Origin of the sequence: Aneurinibacillus uraniidurans, from assembly GCF_028471905.1 — a bacterium.
GTDB lineage: Bacteria > Bacillota > Bacilli > Aneurinibacillales > Aneurinibacillaceae > Aneurinibacillus > Aneurinibacillus uraniidurans.
This window is the reverse complement of record NZ_CP116902.1, coordinates 665,616-687,350: the sequence shown is the minus strand read 5'-3', so window position 1 is coordinate 687,350 and position 21,735 is coordinate 665,616. Positions and strand designations below refer to the sequence as shown.

The following is a 21,735-nucleotide window of genomic DNA, read 5'->3' as shown; positions in this document are numbered from 1 at the left end:
TTATCTACCCTCTTTCTGCTGCTTTTCTATTTCTACTTCCTCTTCCTCAACTTTTTTAAGCAGCCCCTGATATACTGCTCCGTTCTTGCCAGCCAGTTGCCCCCTAACGTTTTGAATCATAGAACCGGCCTTTTCATAATTCTTCTGGCTGATCATGTCATGAATCTCTACTAGCTTTTTATCAAGTGGCACCACACTATCTAATACGGCCACTTCCTGTTTAAGCTGTGGGGAATTAGGTCTCAGGGCAAGTGCACTATCAAACCGCATTTTAGCTGATTCGATCTCCCCCTCCAGCGCAAATTCATGCCCGTCATGTACAAGTTTCTCGGCTTTTTTCTGTATCGCACTCTGATATAAGAAAATTCCCACACATAAAAAAGCAATGATGGCAAGAGATAGTAGAGGAAAAAGCCAAAAGAGTTCTCCTTTTTTTTGAGGAGCTGTTCCACATTTTTTACAAAATTCGCTTCCTGAGCTCAACTTTTCGCCGCAATTTGCGCAGTACATGCTTCTCCACCTTTCTATCTTTTTTCATGGTACTATATTATCAGTTAAAAGGAATTTTGAACATAATCGCTAATTTTTGGATCTTTAATCCATAAAAAACTCCTGTGATCGTATTATATGAGACGATCACAGGAGTCCGTAAGCTTTACAGAACTATATAATTTCTTCCATTAATTTACCAAGCATATGTGCCTGAACCTGCCGATTATAAAGCGCCAAATCACCATCATGCGCACGCTGGAGAACATCATTCTCTTTCCCTGCTTTACCTTCACCTGCATGCCACTCTTCATACATACGCAAAAATGCCTGTTTGATTGCTTCTTTATCAAGCGGATTTACAACTTCACCCAGCTCAAATTTGCGAATGATTTTCGTCGATTCTCCCTCTACCGAGAGCGCCAGAATCGGATGACCAATCGCCATGTATTCATACAGCTTGCCCGGAATGTACACCCCGGAGCCCGGAGCCGTGTCCCCGATTAGCATCAACACATCTGCACCTTTCATCATCGTAAGTGCCTGCTTGTGCGGCAGATTGCCCATAATGTCGACAATGTCTTCAAGCTGCAGGCGATGTACGCAGTCGATGTTTTCGCTATAACCCGGATAATCAAACACTCCGGCAAAGCGCAGGCTTAGCTTCTCACGCTCAACCTTGCCTTCCGCAATCAACTCGGATACCGCTTCGAGCAGCAAGCGTGGATTTCGTTCCTTATAGAAAATGCCGGGATACGCTAGTGTAAATTTTCCATCTTCCGCTGGCTGCTCGATGTCTGCATAATCATTCGGGTCAAATCCATTATGAATCACTTCAATACGAGAGATCTCCCGACCAAACTTTTGCTTGAAGTTATCCGCAAATCCATATGTAACCGTCGTAATAGCATCTGATTCCGCCATGACGCTACGCTCCATTCGCTCTTCCCACGCTTCACGCCATGCCACACCAGAGCGGTGCATGTTCTGCGTCCACGGATCGCGAAAATCCGCAATCCATTTAATGCCCGTCTTACGCTTCAAGCTACGTGACACTAGATGATTCGTGTACGGACCCGACGTGGAGAACATAATCGGGATGTTGTGCTCTCGAATTACCTGTTCCCCGAGCTTGGCTGCATACGGCAGCCAGCCAATCATATCATCTGGAATCATAAGCGTATTTTTCAACTTTTTCAGCATCGGAATAACCTGCTGTTTCAACGCCTGCTTTAGCCCGCCAGATTGAGCAGACGCCGCTTGTCCACCTGTTTTTTTCGGCGCTTCCGTCTGAGTCGGACGCATTTTCTGGACGATGTTAAATTCCCTGGCACGATGAATAATCACATTGTCCGGGAGCTGGCGCAGCAGTGAGTCGTCCTGCGTAGCATGGTATACATGATCGACTGTGAGCACATGTACCTCCCAGCCTTCTTCTGCCAGATATTTTGCCATTTTCAGCGCACGCGGTACGCCGCCACCGCCGATCGGGGGAAATAAATACGCGACGAGCAGCATTTTTTTCGAAGCGTTCATACGAGTGAAACATCCTTTCCATGCGAAAAACGAGTGCGGACGACCGATTAGAGCGGTTGTCTGCACTCGTTTTCTCCTGTTTTGCGATCCATTACAGGCGGATCAAAGTCGCCTTCTCTCCCACGCTGCGTGGAATACGATTCTTACCGTCAAGCAATACCGGATTCTCTGCCATCATGCCGATAGCTTCGTTCCAGTCAATCTCAAGGAATGCTTCCTGTGCAGTCACATAGATAACCGCTTCTGCACCACGGAGCGCTGCTTCAAGGCTATCGACCTTATAGTCATACGTAGACGGTACAGCCGGATCATAAGCCGCTACAATCGCACCGGCTTCCTGAAGAAGCTGGACCAGATGATGCGGTGGGCTGATGCGATCATCATTCGAGAAATCTTTCATCGCCAGACCAAGAACTGCCACTTTACTTCCGGCTACTGTTTTGCCCAGCTTGTTCAATTCATGATCAAGCATCTGTACAAGCACCTGTGGCACACTGTCATTAATCTGACGCGCGGTCTCAAGCAAATCAAGGCTTACGCCGATTTCTTTCGCTTTTGGAAGCAAATAATACAGGGCATTCGGCAGGCAATAGCCACCCACGCCTGGCCCTGGTGTTAGCAGATTTACACGTGTATGCGTGTTCGCTACCCGAATTAACTCGAATGTATCGATTCCTGCTTTTTCCGCAAAGCGGGCAAACTGCTGCACCATCGCAATATTTACATCACGCTGGACGTTTTCGATAACTTTCGATGTTTCGACTACTTTAATATCAGAAATCGTAACTTCAGATTCAGTTACGAATGTCAGCACTTCATGCGCACGTTTTGCACTCACTTCGTTAATTCCGCCCATCGCAAGCGGCATATGAATGAACTCTTCAAACGCGCGTCCCTCTGCGATACGTTCAGATGCATACGCGAGATAGAAATCTTCCCCTGCTACAAGCCCACTCTTCTCAAGCAGCGGCTTTACCATCTCTTCAGTCGAGCCCGGGATGACCGTACTGCGCAAAATAACCGTATCACCCTTCTTCAGAACAGCTGCCAGCGATTCACAGGCACTAGTCAGGTAGCTCATATCCGGATCACCATTCTTAACCGGAATGCCTACCGTAATAATATACGTATTCACGGCTTTTGCCGCTTCTTCATAGCTTGTTGTAGCACGGAAGCGCCCAGCTGCGATCTGCTCACGCAGAATCTCCGCCAGTGACTTCCCTTCAAAATATTCTAGATGATGCGACTGGCCTGCATTAATCTCTTCTGTAAGCCGTTCACTTACATCGATGCCGACTACGTTCGCACCTTTGCGTGCATAGCTCAGCGACAGCGGCAGGCCGATAAAGCCTAGTCCGATCACGGCAATGTTCAACGTTTGATTCATGATATTCTCCTCCGACTTGTCGGTACGTTCATATGAATTAGAAACGTAATTATTTTAGCATAAAAAAACGAAATGAGCGACCGGTTATCCGCTCGCCATCTCGACTCTCCCTTATCCTTGCGATCCATCTTATGTGATGCTCGCTCCGATAACGAAGGATATTCCGATCGAAATCATCATTGATAAAAGACCGACCGCTCGATTATCTGCGGCAATCTCATCGTCTACCTTAAACATCGGCGTCAAAAATTCAAAAGTGAAATACGCCACGAGCAGCAGCAGAAATCCGTATGCGCTCCAGACCAAGGTATTTCCGATGCCATCATTATGTTCGATGGAATACCGGATGATATTGCAAATCCCAAAGATTTTGCCACCAGTTGCCATCGCAACAGACAGATTGCCTTTTTTGATTTCTTCCCAGTCCTTATATTTTGTCACCGTCTCAAAGATGGCCAGAAAAATGATGACGGCAAGCAGTGCAGCCCCAAAGTATGCCGCTGTTAGCACATACGGATTGGACAGTACCATCCATTTCCCTCCTCATTTGTTCCCGACTAGCCGTGGACACAGCTAACCTATTCCTTTCGTCTATATACGGAGCGGAAACAAAACGGTTCCATAAACCCCATCATTATTTCAACTATTTCAATTCGACGACCGTCGCTCCAAGTCCACCTTCTCCTTGTCCACCCCAACGGAATGACTTAACCAGACGATGCTTCTTCAAGTATTTCTGAATGCCCAGGCCGAGTGCACCTGTCCCCTTACCATGAATGATGGATACCTGGCTCAGGCCACCGATCAACGCTTCATCAAAATATTTTTCAATGAGTAGAATCGCATCCTCTACCGTGTTGCCGCGCACATCAAGTTCCATTTTGACAGGTTCACGGGCAGCACGGAACGTGTTAATAATCTGCTTCTGTTGTATTTTGGCCGCCTTGAGCTTCTCCAAATTATCCGCTTTGACGTTCATCTTCATCAGGCCCACCTGCACCTGGAATTCCTTCTCGCCTACTTTAGCAAGAATTTCGCCCTTCTGATTAAACGACAGCACCCGTACCTCATCGCCTACTTCAAGCGGCTGTTCAGATACCGGTACATTGGCTGGCTTCGTCTTTTTCTTTTTGCGCAGGCTTGGTGTCGCTTCTTCTAATCGCTTGCGTGCTTCGATCAATTTATGTTCTTTAATACCGATTTGTTCCTGACGCGCTATTTCTCGTAAGTCACCAATGATTTCTTCTGCTTCCTTACGAGCTTTCTCTACAGCGCGACGAGCCTGTTCTTCTGCCTGCTCATACAGCTTATCTTTCTTATCTTCTAGCTCTGCAACTTCCTGCTCAAGCTCACGGCGTGTCTGTTCTAACTCCGCCCGCAGACGTTCTACTTCGCGACGTTCAGCTTCTGCCCGACGTTGATTCTCTTCAAGCGATGCGACCATCGTATCCAGCTCGGTTTCGTCTGTTTTGATAAACTCTCTGGCCTGATTGAGAATTTTCTCTGGTAATCCAAGACGTGACGCAATCGCCAATGCATTCGAGCGTCCTGGAATACCGACAAGTAAGCGATACGTTGGGCGCAATGTCTTCTCATCAAACTCAACACTCGCATTCACAATATGCGGGCGATCATAGGCATATGCTTTCAGTTCGCTGTAGTGAGTAGTAGCCACAATACGGGCACCGCGCTGATGCACATAATCAATAATCGCCATCGCAAGCGCGGCCCCTTCTGTCGGATCCGTACCTGCTCCAAGCTCATCGAACAGAATAAGACTGCGATTGTTTACTTTTTGCATAATACTCGAGATATTGGTCATATGGCTGGAGAATGTACTCAAGCTCTGCTCAATGCTCTGCTCGTCTCCAATATCCGCATATATGCCTTCAAATGTGGACAGCTCTGATCCTTCATCGACTGGAACTTGCAACCCTGCCATCGCCATCAGCGAGAACAAGCCAATTGTTTTCAATGATACGGTCTTACCGCCTGTATTCGGTCCTGTCACGACAATGGCGGTATACTCCCCGCCAAGCTCCACGTCAATTGGCACGACAGATTCCCCAGCAATTAAAGGATGGCGACCGCGCTTAATGCGAAGATAGCCGCGTTCGTTTATGGCTGGCTGGGTCGCCTTCAATGAGTGAGCGTAAGAAGCTTTCGCAAAAATAAAATCAGCTTCTGCCAGACAGGCAACATTATGCAGTAGCACATCCGCATGCTCTGCCACCAGACCAGAGAGTGCCAGCAAGATTTTTTCGACTTCCCGCTCTTCTTTTAGCTTAAGCTCACGCAAGTCGTTACTCATGTTCACGATCACCTGTGGCTCAACGAAAAGGGTGGCACCGGATGCTGATTGATCGTGCACGATACCGCCAAACACATGCCGATATTCCGCCTTAACCGGAATAACGAAACGGTCGTTACGAATTGTAATGAGCGCATCTTGCAGCATTTTCTGTGTGTTGCTGTTGCGAATCATCTGCTCCAGACGTTCACGGATGCGCTTCTCGGAGGCGCGAATTTGTGCTCGGACCTGACCGAGTGTCGGGCTGGCTGAGTCAGCTACGACACCGTTCTCATCAATCGCTCGTGTAATCTCATTCTCTACCGGCGATAAGCGTTCCACCTGATCAAGCAATTCTTCCAGTAGCGGAAGTGGATCCTTTTCCGCGATGCCCGCGACGAATGTTTTCAGGCGTCCACCTCCGTACAGAGTCGACGCAATATCGAGCAGTTCTGCCGTGTTAAGCATCCCACCGAGTGCGGCCCGTTTGCACGCTGGACGAATGTCGCGAATGCCGCCAAGCGGCACTGTCCCGCGCAGGCGAAGTGCCGTACTGCCTTCATGGGTAGCTTGCTGGCGACGCTGAACTTCTGCCAGATCATAAGATGGTACAAGCTGCTCTATTTTTTCCCGACCAAGCGATGATGCTGCATGCCGGGCAAGCTGTTCCATTACTTTATTAAATTCAAGTGTTGTGAATGTACGTGCTTCCAAGAAAAGTCCCCTTTCCACATCTTCCGCAAAAGGTGTATGTCGGCTTTACGCTAACATTTTCATTATACCATTTGCTGTCGGGTGAATTCCTCTTCTTCTATAGCAGTTTGCTCACAGCTTTTTTGTTGCCTGGCATACAGTCGTTTCCATAGCCACCAGCCAACCATTACGACTAGCGGATAAAGTACCGCCCACCCTACGAAAGGAAAAACAAGCACGGTTAGCACAAATGAAAGAACGCTGACTGACAATCCGCTTTTACTGTCCTTAAGCAACCGAATCCCTGCAGCACAGCCACCAAGATACGTCAAAATAAACGTGGCATTCGGCAGTTGAATGAGTGTCGTTAACGATATAACTCCACTCGCATACAGCCCCATGACAAGTACAAAACAAATGGCCAAAAACAAAAGTCCTCCCACTGGTGTCTGATGCCGAGACAGGCGGGCAAGCCACCGTGGGGCCTGATCTTCCCGTGCCAGTGCATACGCCAGCCGGGCAGCTGCTCCTGTATAAGCAATAACAGTTGCGATACAAATAAACACACCTACTATCCCAACAACCGCAGCTCCGCTTCTTCCAAGCAATCCACTAATTACAAGCACAAGAGAAGCCTCTGCTCCGGGTTTGCCATAGCTGTGCGTCCCAACTGTGGCAATAGCAGTCGCTACATAAAGCAGACCGACAATAAGTGCCGCAATCGTTACCCCTTTAATCGCTTCTCTCTGCGGGTCCACAAATTCCTCTGACATATGTGATACTGCTTCCCAGCCAATGAAACACCAAAATAAAATCGCCGCGGCCTGCCCGACGCTCATCCAGCCATGAGGCATAAACGGGGTAAAATGAACCGCTTCGATATGCGGTACAGCTCCAATAACGGCCAGAACAAGCACAACCGCAATCGCAATGACAACAGCAATCTGCACGGGACCAGCGACTTTCATCCCCTGATAATTAATCAGTAAACTAACCACCAGCATAGCTATCGCAATCCCGATCTTCGCTCCCTCTCCCCAGCCAAACGCGGTCGTCAAATAGCCGGCGCCTGTCAACGAAGCAACAGGAGCTCCGATCGGTACAGATGCTAGAAAGAACCAGCCGACAAGTGTCCCGGCCCGTTCTCCAAATGCTCGCGTTACAAAATACGAGACTCCTCCCGCATTCGGAAAACGAGCCGACAATAGTCCCATCACAAGCGCCATCGGTAATACAAGCAGAGCCATCATCCCCCATGCTAGTAGAGAGGCAGGGCCGGCAATTTCTGCGGCTAACCCTGGTACGAGTAGTACACCTGATCCAAGCACAGCTCCAATATACAAAGCGACTGCCTGCGGCAATCCGATCGACTGCTGTAATTTCGTTTGTTTCTCCACATCCATCCCACCTTTTTTGTCTTTTCTTTTGTTCTATCGTAGCGGATAATGATTACATCAGTAAAACAAATCGTTTCGATGCAATGAATCGAAAAAACAGATGGGTAGGAGAGTGTGATGGAACTTCGCCAACTTCATACGTTCAAAACTGTCGTGGAGACAAAAGGATTTACACGCGCTGCTGCTGCATTGTCGTACGCCCAATCGAGCGTCACTGCCCAAATTCAGGCACTCGAAGATGAACTTGGTGTTAAGTTATTTGATCGGCTCGGCAAAAAAATTATGCTGACCACTGCCGGTGAACAGCTATTGCCGTATGCAATCCAAATGCTAGACCTACATGAAACTGCACTGCGTGCCTTTACATCGCATACAGTTCCATCCGGCACCCTGACAATTGGAGCACCGGAGTCACTTGCTGCCTTCCGTCTACCGGCTATTATCCGTGCCTATACACAGATGTACCCGGACGTAAAAATTACCCTTCGCCCCGGCGTCTGCTGGGAGCTGCGCAATCTGGCACGCAGTGGAGAATTAGATATCGTGTTTCTACTAGAGCCGGAAGTACGTGAACTGGATCTGCATATCGAAACACTTGTACATGAGCCAATGACTGTAGTCGCTCCACCTGACCATATTCTTGCTGCACGTGACTCAGTTCAAACCGAGAACTTTCATGGTCATACTTTTCTGCATACAGAGCCCGGATGTAGCTATCGGACATTGTTTGAACAGCAACTGCGCAGCTGTGGTATCACCCCTGACACCTCCCTTGAGTTTTGGAGCATTGAAGCCATTAAGAACTGCGTGCTTTCTGGACTAGGCTTGGCTTTTCTCCCCCTGATTACAGTGCAGCAGGAAATTCAGGATGGTCGGCTTATCCCTCTGGCATGGGATGATCGAGCCTGCCGGGTCGCTACCCAGATGGCCTATCACAAAAACAAATGGTTATCCCCTGCTCTTTCGGAGTTTATCAACCTTGTTCATACGCATACGAGTGGGTGGCGCAACGCTGCTCTCTAAAAAATGTATTATGTCATAAAAAATAGGCTGCCCCATTCGCCATGTTCTGGCTTTTGGAACAGCCTATTTTTCTACTTATAAAACTGAGTTCGTTGAATGCGGCGCTGGATGATTGAACTGCTGTTTGACCCAATCGAGTATCGTTGGCATCTCCTGCTTCACATAAGCAGCAAAGGAGGAACCAGCAAGTATATGCTGTACACCCTCTACTGGAATTAACGATACCACAGCAAGAACTAACAGAAAAACAAGCCCCGTCTTTACAAATGCAATCACGCTTCCTGCCAGTCGATTAATTAGCGACAGTACTGGTAACTGTGCCACACTATTCAGCAAGCTGCCGATGTAACGTACAACAAGCCCTGTTACAAAAGACAACAGTAAAAATGCTACAATATTGTACAGCCCGTTCTGTACGAACGGCGACGATGCAAAGGAGGAAGCGCTTTGCCCCATACCGGATAAAGGTATCCACCGCTCCAATTGTTCGGCTACCGGACGATGATACTGGAACGCTACCACAGCCGATAGAATGAGACCCACGATTTTAGTTAGCTGCATCACAAACCCCTGACGCCATCCCCGCCAAAAACTAAGCAGGAGCATCACGGTAATAATCACATCAAGTATACTCATACAGACATTACTCCTTGTCCGCTTCCACCGCTTCCTCTTCCGGTTCTTCCCCTGCTACATCTTCTTCCGTTTCCTCTGGAGCTGCTGTTTTTTCCAGCAGCTTGATCAACTCTTCATATTCCAGCCGCAACTTGAAATATTCATCTGCCATATTCAACGCGGCGAGCACCGCGAGCTTGTTCGTATCCAGGCGGGGGTTGACAGCAGAGATTTGCCGCATCTTGTCATCCACATACCCGGCGACCATTCGCATATGTGAAGAGCTCGTATCACCCACCATCGTGTAATACTGCCCGAAAATTTCTACTACCACTTTCTCTTTAGACACCGTTTGTCCCCCTCGCGCCGTTTCCTTACTATAAAGGTAAAGAAAGAACATAGCCGAGTCAAGTTCTCCCGCCAAGAAAAACAGTCGCTTAGGCAAAAACATAAGCGACTGTACACAAACTTGTATAAATACGAACCCTACATCCGCAATTCAGCCCCACACTTAGCAGCAAGTGCTTCGACTACTTTCGTATGAGCGCTCTGCACTTCTTCATCAGTGAGCGTCTTCTCTGGATCAAGATACGTGCAGGAGAGCGCCACACTTTTCTTGTTTTCACCAAGACGATCATCTACATACACATCAAAAATACGAACAGATTGCAGGAGTTGACCGCCAGATTGTTCAATTACATCTCGCAATTCGCCTGCTGTCACACCACGATCTACCACAACGGCAATATCACGGCTTGTCGACGGATACTTCGGCAGTGCAATCATTCCTGGATGAACCGTAGCCGCCTGCATGAGCACCTCTCCACTCAGCTGGAATACATACGTTTCATTTACATCGTACTTTTGTTGTACAGCTGGATGTACCTGTCCGACATAGCCTGCTTTTTGCCCATTAATGCGCACATATGCCGTCCGACCTGGATGCATGCCCGTCGCATCAGCCGCCGCTTCATACTGCACATCTGTAATCCCCAGACGACTAAACAACGTATCCAGCAGCCCTTTCACCAGATAAAAATCAACCGGTTCTGGTTTATTAGACCAATGCGCCCCGCTCCAATTGCCAGTCAGCAAACCTGCAAGTGTCAGCTTCTCTTCCGGTAAGGTAGTCAACTTCGCTTCGTCTGTCAGGAATACATTACCTGTCTCGAACAGTGCCAGATCCGCCTGTTTCCGATTCAGATTGTACGCCGCTGTTTCCAGCAGGTGCGGCAGCATATTCGTTCTCAGCACACTCCGCTCCTCGCTCATTGGCATCGCAAGCGGAATCGGATTCGTGGCGCGGTAAATCGTCGCGAAATCATTTACGACACTCGGGTTCGTAAACGAATACGTGCTTACTTCATCAAGCCCCATACCATTTAACGTCTGACGAATGGTACGGCGAAGCAGCTGCTCACCTGAAAGTGATCCCTGTGTATTATCGCCATATGGCAGTGTCGTCGGAATATGATCGTAGCCGTACAGACGCGCTACTTCCTCAATCAAATCTACTTCCCGTGTAATATCCTGGCGACGTGTCGGAACCGTAACATTCAGATTCTCTCCGTCCACCGCATACGCAAACTGAAGGCGATCAAAAATCGCCGTAACTTCATCCATCGCAAGCGCTGTGCCAAGCAGGCCATTCAGGCGAGCAAGACGAAGGGTTACTACCTTCTCTTCCAGTACGGAAACTGCACAGTCTGCTACACCCTGTGCCACCGTACCACCCGCCAGCTCAGCCATGAGGGCCGCTGCTCGATTTAGAGCACGTTCCACTGCTTGCGGATCAACCTCTTTCTCAAAACGCAGGCTTGCTTCTGAACGAAGACCGAGCTTGCGTGATGTTTTACGGATCGATGAACCTGCGAAATGTGCCGATTCAAGCAAGATTGTCTGCGTTTCATCGCCTACTTCAGAGTTTGCTCCACCCATGACACCGGCAATCGCAATCGGCTTCACGCCGTCTGTGATAAGCAGCATCTCCTCATCCAACGTGCGCTCTGCATCATCGAGCGTGACCATTTTCTCGCCTGGCTGCGCCATGCGTACGACAATGCGTCCACCTTCGACTTTTGTATAGTCGAATGCGTGCAGCGGCTGACCGACTTCAAGCATCACATAGTTTGTAATGTCAACGATCAAATTAATCGGGCGCACACCTGCTGCCATTAGACGCTGCTGCATCCACAGTGGGGATAAGCCACGCGTAACACCACTGATGAGACGTGCCATGTAGCGATGGCATGCATCTTTCGCTGCAATCTCAATGCTAACCTTGCCTTCGATTGCTGCACCAGCTTCCGGTGCCGCATTTTCCGGCAGCTTCACCTCACGACCAAGGATCGCACCCACTTCATACGCTACCCCGATCATGCTCAGACAGTCAGAACGGTTTGGAGTCAGGCCGAGCTCAAGGACAGTGTCATCCAGACCGAGTACTGATTCAATTGGCTGGCCTACTTCCAGATCAGCTGGAAGCACGTAGATGCCTTCCTGAATTTCTTTCGGCAGAAGCTTATCATTCATACCAAGTTCTTTGGCTGAACAGATCATGCCGTTTGATTCCACGCCACGCAGTTTGGCTTTTTTAATTTTTAAGCCGCCTGGCAGTTTTGCGCCTGGAACAGCGACCGGTACTTTTTGTCCAGCATCGACATTTTTTGCACCACAGACGATTTGCTGCAATTCACCTACGCCTGTGTCTACTTGACATACGTTCAGTTTATCCGCATCTGGATGCTTCTCTTTGGATACGACGTAGCCAACTACAACGCCACTTACACCTTTGTTCAGCGATTCCACCGCATCGACTTCCACGCCGCTGCGCGTCAGTTTCTCTGCCAGTTCCTCCGGTGTCATACCGGAGAGATCGATATATTGAGCTAACCAGTTATATGAAACTTTCATTCGTCTTTCTCCTCCTTACACCCGGTTGAATTGCTTCAGGAAGCGCATATCATTTGTATAGAAGTGACGAATATCGTCAATGTCATACTTCAGCATCGCAATCCGTTCTACACCCATCCCGAAAGCAAATCCTGTATACTTCTCTGAATCATACCCTGCCATCTCCAGTACGCGCGGATGTACCATACCGGAACCAAGAATCTCAATCCAGCCCGTATGCTTACATACACGGCAGCCATGTCCGCCACACATGCTGCACGACAGGTCAACTTCCGCACTTGGCTCGGTAAATGGGAAGAAGCTCGGACGGAGACGGATTTTTGTCTCTTCGCCAAACATTTGACGCGCAAAGTTAAGCAGCACGCCTTTCAGGTCGCTCATACGGACATTCTCCCCGACCATAAGACCCTCAACCTGCGTAAACACATGCGAGTGTGTCGCATCATCGTTGTCGCGACGATACACGCGACCTGGACAGATGATTTTAACCGGCACATCGCACTTCATCTTTTCCATCGTCCGAACCTGCACCGGAGATGTATGCGTACGGAGCAAAATGTCTTCTGTGATGTAGAAAGAATCTTGCATATCACGTGCTGGATGATCTTGCGGCAGATTTAATGCTTCGAAATTATAATAATCAGCCTCAACTTCCGGACCTTCCGCTACCGTGAAGCCCATGCCAAGGAAAATGTCTTCAATCTGCTCGGTAACAAGCGTCAGTGGATGACGATTTCCAAAGCGAACCTCGCGTCCTGGCAGTGTAACATCAATGGACTGGCTAGCTAATTTTGCTGCAATCTCTGCTTCATCTGCCGCTTGCTTTTTCTCATCTAACTTGCTCTCAATAGCGGCACGCACTTCATTACCTAGTTGACCAATCAGTGGACGCTCTTCGGCTGATAGCTTACCCATGCCACGTAGAATCTCGGTCAAACGTCCCTTTTTCCCTAAATATTTGACTCGCAGTTCCTGAATTTCTGTGGAACCGGTAATGTGTTCTAATTCCTGCAGCGCTTCTTGCTTTACTGCTTCTAATCGTTCACGCACAATTACAACCTCCTTATGTGTAAATAAAAAAGACCCCACACCCGAAAAGGGGCGTGAGGTCGCGGTACCACCCTTATTGAGCGCATGCAAAAAACACGCTCATCTTTAACTCCTGATAACGGACGATGTGTCCGATGTCCCCTTACTCGCATTCAGGGGCCGGTTCGGGAGGGAATTTCTGTGAGATGCACACGTAAGAACACTTGCAGTCGAGATGTTCTCTCCCTGTACGGGCATGATTCACGTACTTGTCTCCGTCTTTACCTTTACTTGTATGAAAAAGTTACTTTTGAGACTCGATTATATAGAAAGAGAAAAAAAAAGGCAAGTGTGCAAATTTTACATCAGGCTAAATTATCCTATCTTCCCCATGATTTTTGGCATATACTTAAACTAGTATGATTTCACAAGCTGCGATTCTAGACCTAAAGGAGACCGTTATGGACAATCATGATACCATATTATATGATAAAAAATTTGAATGTGCCCACTGCGGCCATTCTTTTGCTAGTAAAAAAACACGCCTACGAAAGTCGCACCCTTTCCAACGTGATAGCGATTTTTGTGAGCATTATGAGAACCAGACGCACAATCCCATTCTTTATCATGTCATCGTCTGTCCCCAGTGTGGCTACTCGTTCAATGACCAGTTCCGCAAAAGCGTACTGCCGCAAATTGAAGAGAAAATCGAAGAACGGATTACTAAGCACTGGACCGCTAAAGATTACACAGGCATCCGTACCATCCCAGAGGCGATCGCTGCGTACAAGCTAGCCATTTTCACAGCAGATGTGCGAAAAGAACCACACTGCGTTATTGCAGGCTTATGTCTGCGCCTCGCATGGCTGTACCGTTATTTGAAAAATGAAAGCAAAGAGCTGCGCTTTCTCAACCTCGCCCTCGCTGAGTATGAAGACTCATATACACAGGGAGACTATGCTCGTGCCGGCATGTCCGAGTTGAAACTTATTTATTTAATTGGCGAACTGTATCGCCGTACAGGTGACCCTGGCAAAGCGCTCCGCTATTTCTCACGTGTCGTGGAACATCCATTACGCAGCAACGAACCACAGACCGTTAACCTCGCTCGCGAGCAATGGCAAAATATGCGCGAAGATATGAAAAAAGCCCGCGAAGCAGCCGCGAACGCGAGCGAAAATCCCACAACATAAGGCAGCGCTATACACGGCGCTGCCTTACTGCTTCGTATATCACAACTGATCCGGCAACCGCCGCATTTAAAGACTCCGCCTGTCCATACATAGGAATAATGACATTTTGGTCAGCAAGTGCCAGCATTTCCTCCGACATTCCGCTTCCCTCATTCCCGATGACTAAAAGCACAGCCCCCGTATAGGATACATCCGTATACCGTTTTGACTCCTGTAAGCTTGTCCCGATGACCCGGGCTATTTCCTGCTCTCGGATGCGTGTCACAAAGTCAGGTAAATTCTCCCGCCAGACAGGCAAATGAAACAAAGATCCCATCGTGGAGCGAACGGTTTTCCCATTGTATAAATCCGCACTTCCATCTCCAAGGATTACACCATTCAATCCCGCCGCGTCAGCCGTTCGGATGAGGGTCCCAACATTACCCGGGTCCTGTACACGATCAAGCAAAAGCCAGAAACCGTCCCGTGGAAGCTCGGATGGAATCGTCTCCTGCATGCGAATAACTGCTGCCATCGTTTGTGGGGTCTTCGTTTCAGATAACTTCTCGAGTACCGGACGGGTAACATACAGAACAGGTGCAGAAGCAGGCAACCAGGTCGGCCAGTCTATTCCTTCTTCCAGCAAAATCGCTTCAAATACGGCACCCGATTTGTATGCTTCCTCCACAAGGTGCGGACCTTCAATTAGAAACCATCCACTTTTTTCTCGTTCTTTGCGTGTGTGCAGCTTAGCCCACTGTTTGACGCGTGGATTTTGTACGGACGTAATAACTTCCATGCTGATCTCCTATTCTGAACTATGAATCTTCCTCAAATCTTTTTAGATCATTGTTATGACCGATCACTACAAGAATGTCGCCTTCTTTAATTACATCATCAGCACTCGGTGCAATGTTAAAATGATCTCCACTTTTGATCGCCATAACGTTCACGCCAAATCGTGCACGTACATCGAGATCAACCAATGTTTTGCCCGCTGTTCTCTCAGACACCGCTACTTCGGCGATGCTATAATCAGCTGCCAGTTCGACGAAATCAAGCACGTTCGGTGAAATCAAATTGTGTGCAACCCGCAGTCCCATATCGCGTTCCGGGAAGACAACGCGGTCTGCGCCTACTTTATATAACACTTGACCGTGGCGCTCATTTTGTGCTTTGGCCACAATCATTTTTACACCCATCTCTTTCAGGATGAGCGTAGTCAATATGCTCGCCTGGATATCCGCTCCAATCGCAACAACGACTACGTCAAAATTCCTAATGCCCACATCCCGCAGTGCTTGCTCATCCGTTGTATCAGCCTGCACAGCATGGGTAGCAATTCCCACGTGATCCTGCACACGCTCTTCATCTTCATCAATGACCATGACGTCATATCCCATGTTATACAACGCCTGTGCTACACTGGCACCGAAGCGCCCTAGCCCAATTACTGCATATGACTTATCTACCATGCTCCCCCACTCCTTCACGTTTCGTATTTATTATACCTTCTCTTCCTATTGTTTTCGAGTATGGATAAAATCAAACATTGCGGTGACACTACTAAGGAAACTGACTGCATAAGGAGGAGTCCCATGAACATCGCCAGCCTTGATTTGCGCCAGGCCGTTCTGCACAATATGCACGGATCATCAGAATCTGATGTGCGCCACACGATCACAGATGCGATTACAAGTAGAGAAGAAAAAATGCTTCCGGGTCTCGGGGTGCTGCTTGAAGTATTCTGGAAAAACTCGTCAGCCGAAGAGCAAAATCGTTTCATCACTATTGTACAGCAAAACGTGTAGTCTTCGTTATTTTCTACGGGTAATGTGGCTGTTCCAAAAGCCAGAACATGGCGAATGGGGCAGCTTTTTTGTGATATCGGCAACGTGTAGGTGGAGGGAGTGGGAGAAGGGAGGAGCCGTTCACTTCGGTACACTTGCAGGGAAGCTAGAACTGTCCGCTTCGGGAGCCCGACGAACTCGCCCGCAAAGAAAAGCCTACGCTGCTCTTTCACTGAAGGATTGCGGGCAAAAGCCCGTTCGTCGTTCTCCCTCCGCTGAGTAGGCGCGTACAGGTGCTCGTGCTCCTCCCTTCTCCCACTCCCCGCACAACGTTTCGGTTTACAAAAAACTCTCGCCGTCGGCATGAACTTGCTCGATCGCCACTGACTTATCGAGAGACAACTTCTGTATTTTTTACCTGCATAGCAAAGCTCAGCCTCTTGATATTGCTTGATGATGTTTAACCAAAGTGTACTAGGCGCGGGGGCGGGTGGGGCAACGGAACGCCTTTACGCAACTTCCCAGCGGAAGGGGCCAGACGAACGGGCCTTTGCCCACAATACTCCCATGTACATACATCGCGGGCATCTTTTGTGGGCGAGTTCGTCTGGCACCTGGAGCGGTCAGTCATTCCTTCCCTGCAAGCGTACCGAAGTGACGAGGCCCCACCCGCCCCCGCTCTTCCACCACACTTTGGATGAACATCACTCGCACCCAAAAGAAAGAGGCTGCCTCCTTCGCTATGTTATAGCTTGTAAAACAGCCTCGTCTTTCTTATCCACGCTTTAATTTTTCAACCGTATCCGCATCCAGCTTCTTAATCACTTCGGTAATCAACTTCACCGCATTGTCGATATCATCCCGATGCAAAATCGCCGCATGGCTGTGAATATAGCGTGTTGCGATCCCGATCACAATCGAAGGCACACCGCTATTATTCAAATGCATGCGCCCTGCATCTGTGCCACCGCGTGCCATCGTATCATACTGGAACGGGATTCCCTGTTCCTCTGCTGTCTCGATAACGAGATTGCGAAGACCTACATGCGGTATCATAGACGCATCATAGAGCAAAATTTGTGGACCTTCTCCGATTTTAGATTGAGCATCAGCTTCTTTGACGCCTGGTGTGTCGCCTGCGATGCCGACATCAACCGCAAATGCAATGTCTGGATTAACCGTATGTGCCGCCGTCTGGGCACCGCGCAGTCCGACTTCTTCCTGCACCGTTCCGACGCCATACACCGTATTCGGATGTTTCACATTTTCTAGTTGCTGTAACGTCTGAATCGCCATTGCAATGCCGACCCGATTATCCCATGCTTTAGCCATCATGATTTTCGGATTGTTCATCACCGTAAATGGACAGATCGGAATAACTGTATCGCCTGGTCGGATGCCGAATGCTTCCGCTTCCTTCTTGCTCGAAGCACCAATATCGATGAACATATCTTTCATCTCAATCGGCTTTTTACGTGCTTCTGGTGACAGAATGTGCGGGGGAACCGAGCCAATCACACCTTCTACGACTCCTTTGCGCGTCTGAATTGCTACCCGCTGTGCCAGCATGACCTGTTCCCACCATCCGCCAAGCGGCTGGAACTTAAGGAATCCTTTCTCGGTAATCATTGTAACCATGAAGCCGACTTCATCCAGATGACCAGCTACCATAATTTTCGGGCCTTCGCTTCCTTTGCGGGCGATGAGGCTGCCAATGTTGTCATACGTGATTTCATCCGCATATGGCTCGATATACTTCTTCATTACCTCTCGGACACGCCCTTCATGCCCCGGTGCACCTGGTGTTTCCGTCAACTCTTTATACATTTGTAGTGTCTGATCACTCATAGGTACCCTCCTCTTGAATGTATTTCCTCTTTCTTTAGCATATCAATTCTGATCTCACGTATCCAATTGATTTACCTATTTTGTACATACTAACGAAAAAAGGAGCACACTCCATGGTTCGCCGCCTGGTTTTTAACTTTGTGTACAAACTACTTTTATTTCCCGCTATGCTTTACCTCATTTCCTACTTGCTACCCGGGCAAGTGAAATTCGCACATGCACATCATTTGCTCGATGTAAGCCTTGTATTATTGATGATCGGCCTAATTGCGGACGAAATTATGCTTGGCATGTACGGGATTTATCTAGCCACAATACAGGGGTCGATAGCTATAACAGCGATCGTCTACCTCTCCGGGTTTCTTTTTGCTGGAAGCCAAATCACATTTACTGGAAGCATCATATGTGGAGCAGTCCTTGGACTCGTGGAGCTTATTATGCACGGTTATCTCCGCCGCAATCAAAAACGTGAGAAGAACGTTCATGATTCATTAAGATGAATGTAAAAAAAGCAGGCGATTCCGACGGATCGCCTGCTTTTTCTTTATGCTTCATTTATTGCAGCTTTATCCAGCACCGCAAGTGGAATGCTGTACATCTGCGGCTCATCCGGCTGCTCTGGATTGTAATATACAACAAGCAATACTGGACCACTTTCTATGTGAGCATCCGCCGTCCCTACACGCAGCACATCAATCGGCAGAACATCCGCAATCGTATGCTTCGCAAGCTGCTTCACATCAAGTCCATGAGCAGCAAATGCTTCTCCTGCAAGTTCTGGCTGTTGCGCCAGTATTTTCATGCGACGATCCAGATCATTGGCGACCGCATCATACGTCCACCACACTTTACGCGGCTTCCGTTTATGATTACGTAAAAAGTCATATTTCATCAGCGACTCCACTACAGCCGGTCGCTTCAACTCATGTGTGTCCAAAAACGCCTGTAAGCGTGTGAACAAGTCTTCTAACTGATGCCCAATTCGCTCCCAGCCCCGGCTTTCCCAGAAATCACCGAACTCCTGGAAGAAGTCAAATGCCGAGTCGAATTCTTCCGTAATCAAATACATAAGAGTCGCATCCATCCGGTGTGCATTCCAGTATTTCTCCAGCACATCTTCTACCCGCTTAATCCGAACAATGTCAGCAAACGGCAGAACACGATTCTCTAAAATTTCATACGGAGCGCTATCCATATATTTATAGCCGTACTGCTCCGCCATATTGCGCATGCCTGTGCCGCGCAGCATTTTAAGGAAGCCAAGCTGCAACTCTTCTGGTTCAAGCGCAAATACATCATTAAATGTGCTGCGGAACGATGCATAATCTTCCTCAGGAAGCCCGGCAATCAAGTCGAGATGCTGATCAATCTTGCGGCTTTCTTTGACTTTCGTAACGGTGCGCGACAGCTTCGCAAAGTTCTGCTTGCGCTGTACGATGCTGTTAGTGGCATCGTTCGTCGACTGCACACCGATCTCGAAACGGAAAATACCTGGCGGTGCGTTCTCTGCGAGGTAATCCAACACTTCCGGGCGCATAATATCCGCCGTGATCTCGAACTGGAACACACAGCCCCGATGATTCTCAATCAAAAATTGGAACATCTCCATCGCATAATCACGTTTAATGTTAAACGTCCGATCCACAAACTTAATGAGGTTCGCTCCCTTATCAATTAGGTGAAGAATATCGCGCTTCGTACGCTCAATATCAAAATAACGCACACCGACTTCGATGCTTGAGAGACAGAACTGACAGGAGAACGGACAACCCCGGCTCGTCTCGAAATACGTCACACGTTTGCCCAAATCCGCCTCATCTTCCGCAAAATAAAACGGGGATGGAATCTGATTTAAATCCAGCTTCGGACGCGGCGGATTCACAATCACTTCTTCCCCTTTACGGTAAGCTGCACCATACACAAAATGATACTTCTGCTCCCCGTCAATCTCCGTAAGCAAGTGATGAAATGTTTCTTCTCCTTCTCCGAACACAATAAAATCAATGTCACGCTTTGTTTCCATCCATTCGGCCACATCATACGACACTTCCGGTCCACCCAAAATAATGGTAACATTCGGCATCACCTTTTTAAGCATGGAGACGACCGTAAGCGTCTGTTCGATATTCCAAATGTAACAAGAGAAGCCGATCACATCCGGCTTACGCTGAAACAAATCGGAGACGATATTCATCGCCGGGTCTTTAATCGTATACTCGATCATATCTATATCAAAATCATCCTGGCAGAATGCCCGCAAATAACGAATCGACAGGGATGTGTGAATATACTTTGCATTTAATGTAGTAACTAGTACTTTCATTATCGTACTCCCTCATTTTCCATTGAACAGTACCCTCTTACCTGTTCATTTACTGAACCGAGTGTATCATGTTTTACATACGAAAAAAAGACGGGCGCACGAGGGCGCTCCGTCTTCATCGTTTACTTATGCTTTTACATACTCTTCTTTCATCGCTGCAATAATACGGTCAGCCATTTCAACTGTGCCAACTGCTTCTGCTTTGTTTTCGGCAATATCGCCCGTGCGAACGCCAGAGTTCAGAACTTGATGAACCCCCGTTTCAATCGCATCAGCCGCTTTTTCAAGACCGAAAGAATAGCGAAGCATCATCGCCGCCGATAAAATCGTAGCCGTCGGGTTCGCAATCCCTTTGCCTGCAATGTCTGGTGCAGAGCCATGTACCGGCTCATACAGACCGAAGTTGCCATCGGCAAGCGATGCAGATGGCAGCATGCCGATCGAACCTGTCAGCATGGATGCTTCATCGCTCAGGATGTCACCAAACATGTTTTCCGTTACAAGTGTATCAAACTGTTTCGGATAACGAATCAATTCCATCGCACATGAGTCAACTAGCTGATGACGCAGTTCGACATCCGGATATTCCAGAGCAATCCGCTCTACGACTTTGCGCCACAGGCGAGATGATTCGAGTACGTTTGCTTTATCAACGGATACAAGTCGCTTGCTGCGCAGGCGAGCAACTTCAAACGCACGACGCACAATACGTTCGATTTCGTATTCGTGGTAGATCATCTCATCCGATGCGACTTCGCCCTGTGCATCTTCGTAACGCTTTTTCTCCCCGAAGTACAGGCCGCCTGTCAGCTCACGGATTACCATGAGATCAACGCCTTTTACCACTTCTTCTTTCAGTGAGGATACGCCGACCATACAGTCAAGCATGAAGGCTGGGCGCAAGTTCGCATATAGACCAAGCTCTTTCCGAATGCCGAGCAGTCCTGTTTCCGGGCGCAGGTGTGCAGGATTGTTATCCCACTTCGGACCACCAACCGCACCGAGTAGTACCGCGTTGGAACGGCGCGCTTTTACAAGCGTATCTTCTGGTAGCGGCGTACCATCTTCATCGATCGCACATCCGCCGAGGCGTGCATATTCAAACTGGAAGGCTACGTCTTCGAGCGCTTCTACTTCTTTCAGAACACGTACGGCCTGCTCTGTTACTTCCGGGCCGATTCCATCGCCCGGAAGCACCGTAATCGTAAATGTTTGGCTCATCGTATATTC

At 48.4% G+C, this 21,735-nt stretch carries 19 protein-coding genes; 4 read left to right on the top strand and 15 right to left on the bottom strand.

What is annotated here, in order from left to right; all coding sequences use genetic code 11:
- From PO771_RS03510 to yjeH, 6 genes are all read right to left on the bottom strand, one after another.
- Positions 1 to 510 (bottom strand): zinc-ribbon domain-containing protein, encoded by a 510-nt coding sequence (locus tag PO771_RS03510; protein ID WP_272561896.1) that lies wholly within the window; start codon positions 508 to 510, stop codon positions 1 to 3.
- A gap of 153 nt (positions 511 to 663) precedes the next feature.
- Positions 664 to 2,025 (bottom strand): glycosyltransferase family 4 protein, encoded by a 1,362-nt coding sequence (locus PO771_RS03505; RefSeq protein WP_272561895.1) that lies wholly within the window; start codon positions 2,023 to 2,025, stop codon positions 664 to 666.
- Between the two features lie 91 nt (positions 2,026 to 2,116).
- Positions 2,117 to 3,412 (bottom strand): nucleotide sugar dehydrogenase, encoded by a 1,296-nt coding sequence (locus PO771_RS03500; RefSeq protein WP_272561894.1) that lies wholly within the window; start codon positions 3,410 to 3,412, stop codon positions 2,117 to 2,119.
- Positions 3,413 to 3,541: 129 nt separating this feature from the next.
- Positions 3,542 to 3,943: a DUF350 domain-containing protein gene (locus tag PO771_RS03495; RefSeq protein ID WP_272561893.1), complete on the bottom strand. Its 402-nt coding sequence runs from the start codon at positions 3,941 to 3,943 to the stop codon at positions 3,542 to 3,544.
- 112 nt (positions 3,944 to 4,055) lie between these two features.
- Positions 4,056 to 6,416 (bottom strand): endonuclease MutS2, encoded by a 2,361-nt coding sequence (locus PO771_RS03490; protein ID WP_272561892.1) that lies wholly within the window; start codon positions 6,414 to 6,416, stop codon positions 4,056 to 4,058.
- Positions 6,417 to 6,478: 62 nt separating this feature from the next.
- Positions 6,479 to 7,792 carry an L-methionine/branched-chain amino acid transporter gene (gene yjeH, locus PO771_RS03485; RefSeq protein WP_272561891.1) on the bottom strand — a complete coding sequence of 438 codons (1,314 nt, stop codon included), beginning with the start codon at positions 7,790 to 7,792 and terminating at the stop codon, positions 6,479 to 6,481.
- A gap of 117 nt (positions 7,793 to 7,909) precedes the next feature.
- On the opposite strand from yjeH, the gene PO771_RS03480 reads away from it, so the two are divergent.
- Complete coding sequence (locus PO771_RS03480; RefSeq protein ID WP_272561890.1) at positions 7,910 to 8,815, top strand: LysR family transcriptional regulator; 906 nt, start codon at positions 7,910 to 7,912, stop codon at positions 8,813 to 8,815.
- A gap of 75 nt (positions 8,816 to 8,890) precedes the next feature.
- Here the strand turns inward: PO771_RS03480 and PO771_RS03475 are convergent, their stop codons facing one another.
- From PO771_RS03475 to pheS, 4 genes are all read right to left on the bottom strand, one after another.
- A complete protein-coding gene (locus tag PO771_RS03475) occupies positions 8,891 to 9,451 on the bottom strand; it encodes a CvpA family protein (protein ID WP_272561889.1) in 561 nt (186 codons plus the stop codon).
- Between the two features lie 7 nt (positions 9,452 to 9,458).
- Positions 9,459 to 9,830, bottom strand: coding sequence for a cell division protein ZapA (zapA, locus tag PO771_RS03470; protein WP_272561888.1), 372 nt, complete (start codon positions 9,828 to 9,830; stop codon positions 9,459 to 9,461).
- An 86-nt stretch (positions 9,831 to 9,916) separates the two neighbouring features.
- Entirely contained in the window at positions 9,917 to 12,343 is a 2,427-nt protein-coding gene (pheT, locus tag PO771_RS03465; RefSeq protein ID WP_272561887.1) for a phenylalanine--tRNA ligase subunit beta, read from the bottom strand.
- A 15-nt stretch (positions 12,344 to 12,358) separates the two neighbouring features.
- Positions 12,359 to 13,393, bottom strand: a complete 1,035-nt coding sequence (gene pheS / locus PO771_RS03460) for a phenylalanine--tRNA ligase subunit alpha (RefSeq protein ID WP_272561886.1) — start codon at positions 13,391 to 13,393, stop codon at positions 12,359 to 12,361.
- A gap of 440 nt (positions 13,394 to 13,833) precedes the next feature.
- On the opposite strand from pheS, the gene PO771_RS03455 reads away from it, so the two are divergent.
- On the top strand, positions 13,834 to 14,565 hold the full coding sequence (locus tag PO771_RS03455; protein ID WP_272561885.1) for a DUF2225 domain-containing protein: 732 nt from the start codon (positions 13,834 to 13,836) through the stop codon (positions 14,563 to 14,565).
- 7 nt (positions 14,566 to 14,572) lie between these two features.
- Here the strand turns inward: PO771_RS03455 and PO771_RS03450 are convergent, their stop codons facing one another.
- On the bottom strand, positions 14,573 to 15,343 hold the full coding sequence (locus tag PO771_RS03450; RefSeq protein WP_272561884.1) for a TrmH family RNA methyltransferase: 771 nt from the start codon (positions 15,341 to 15,343) through the stop codon (positions 14,573 to 14,575).
- Positions 15,344 to 15,362: 19 nt separating this feature from the next.
- Positions 15,363 to 16,019: a potassium channel family protein gene (locus tag PO771_RS03445; RefSeq protein ID WP_272561883.1), complete on the bottom strand. Its 657-nt coding sequence runs from the start codon at positions 16,017 to 16,019 to the stop codon at positions 15,363 to 15,365.
- Between the two features lie 123 nt (positions 16,020 to 16,142).
- Between PO771_RS03445 and sspI the strand changes: the two genes are divergently transcribed.
- Positions 16,143 to 16,355 (top strand): small acid-soluble spore protein SspI, encoded by a 213-nt coding sequence (sspI, locus tag PO771_RS03440; protein ID WP_272561882.1) that lies wholly within the window; start codon positions 16,143 to 16,145, stop codon positions 16,353 to 16,355.
- 753 nt (positions 16,356 to 17,108) lie between these two features.
- On the opposite strand, the gene PO771_RS03435 is transcribed toward sspI, so the two are convergent.
- Positions 17,109 to 18,182 (bottom strand): M42 family metallopeptidase, encoded by a 1,074-nt coding sequence (locus PO771_RS03435; RefSeq protein ID WP_272561881.1) that lies wholly within the window; start codon positions 18,180 to 18,182, stop codon positions 17,109 to 17,111.
- A 113-nt stretch (positions 18,183 to 18,295) separates the two neighbouring features.
- Here PO771_RS03435 and PO771_RS03430 point away from each other — a divergent pair, with 113 nt between their 5' ends.
- Positions 18,296 to 18,682, top strand: coding sequence for a DUF2512 family protein (locus PO771_RS03430; protein ID WP_272561880.1), 387 nt, complete (start codon positions 18,296 to 18,298; stop codon positions 18,680 to 18,682).
- Positions 18,683 to 18,726: 44 nt separating this feature from the next.
- On the opposite strand, the gene PO771_RS03425 is transcribed toward PO771_RS03430, so the two are convergent.
- Positions 18,727 to 20,505 carry a B12-binding domain-containing radical SAM protein gene (locus PO771_RS03425; protein ID WP_272561879.1) on the bottom strand — a complete coding sequence of 593 codons (1,779 nt, stop codon included), beginning with the start codon at positions 20,503 to 20,505 and terminating at the stop codon, positions 18,727 to 18,729.
- Positions 20,506 to 20,631: 126 nt separating this feature from the next.
- Positions 20,632 to 21,726, bottom strand: coding sequence for a 3-isopropylmalate dehydrogenase (gene leuB / locus PO771_RS03420; protein ID WP_272561878.1), 1,095 nt, complete (start codon positions 21,724 to 21,726; stop codon positions 20,632 to 20,634).
- Positions 21,727 to 21,735 lie beyond the last annotated feature (9 nt).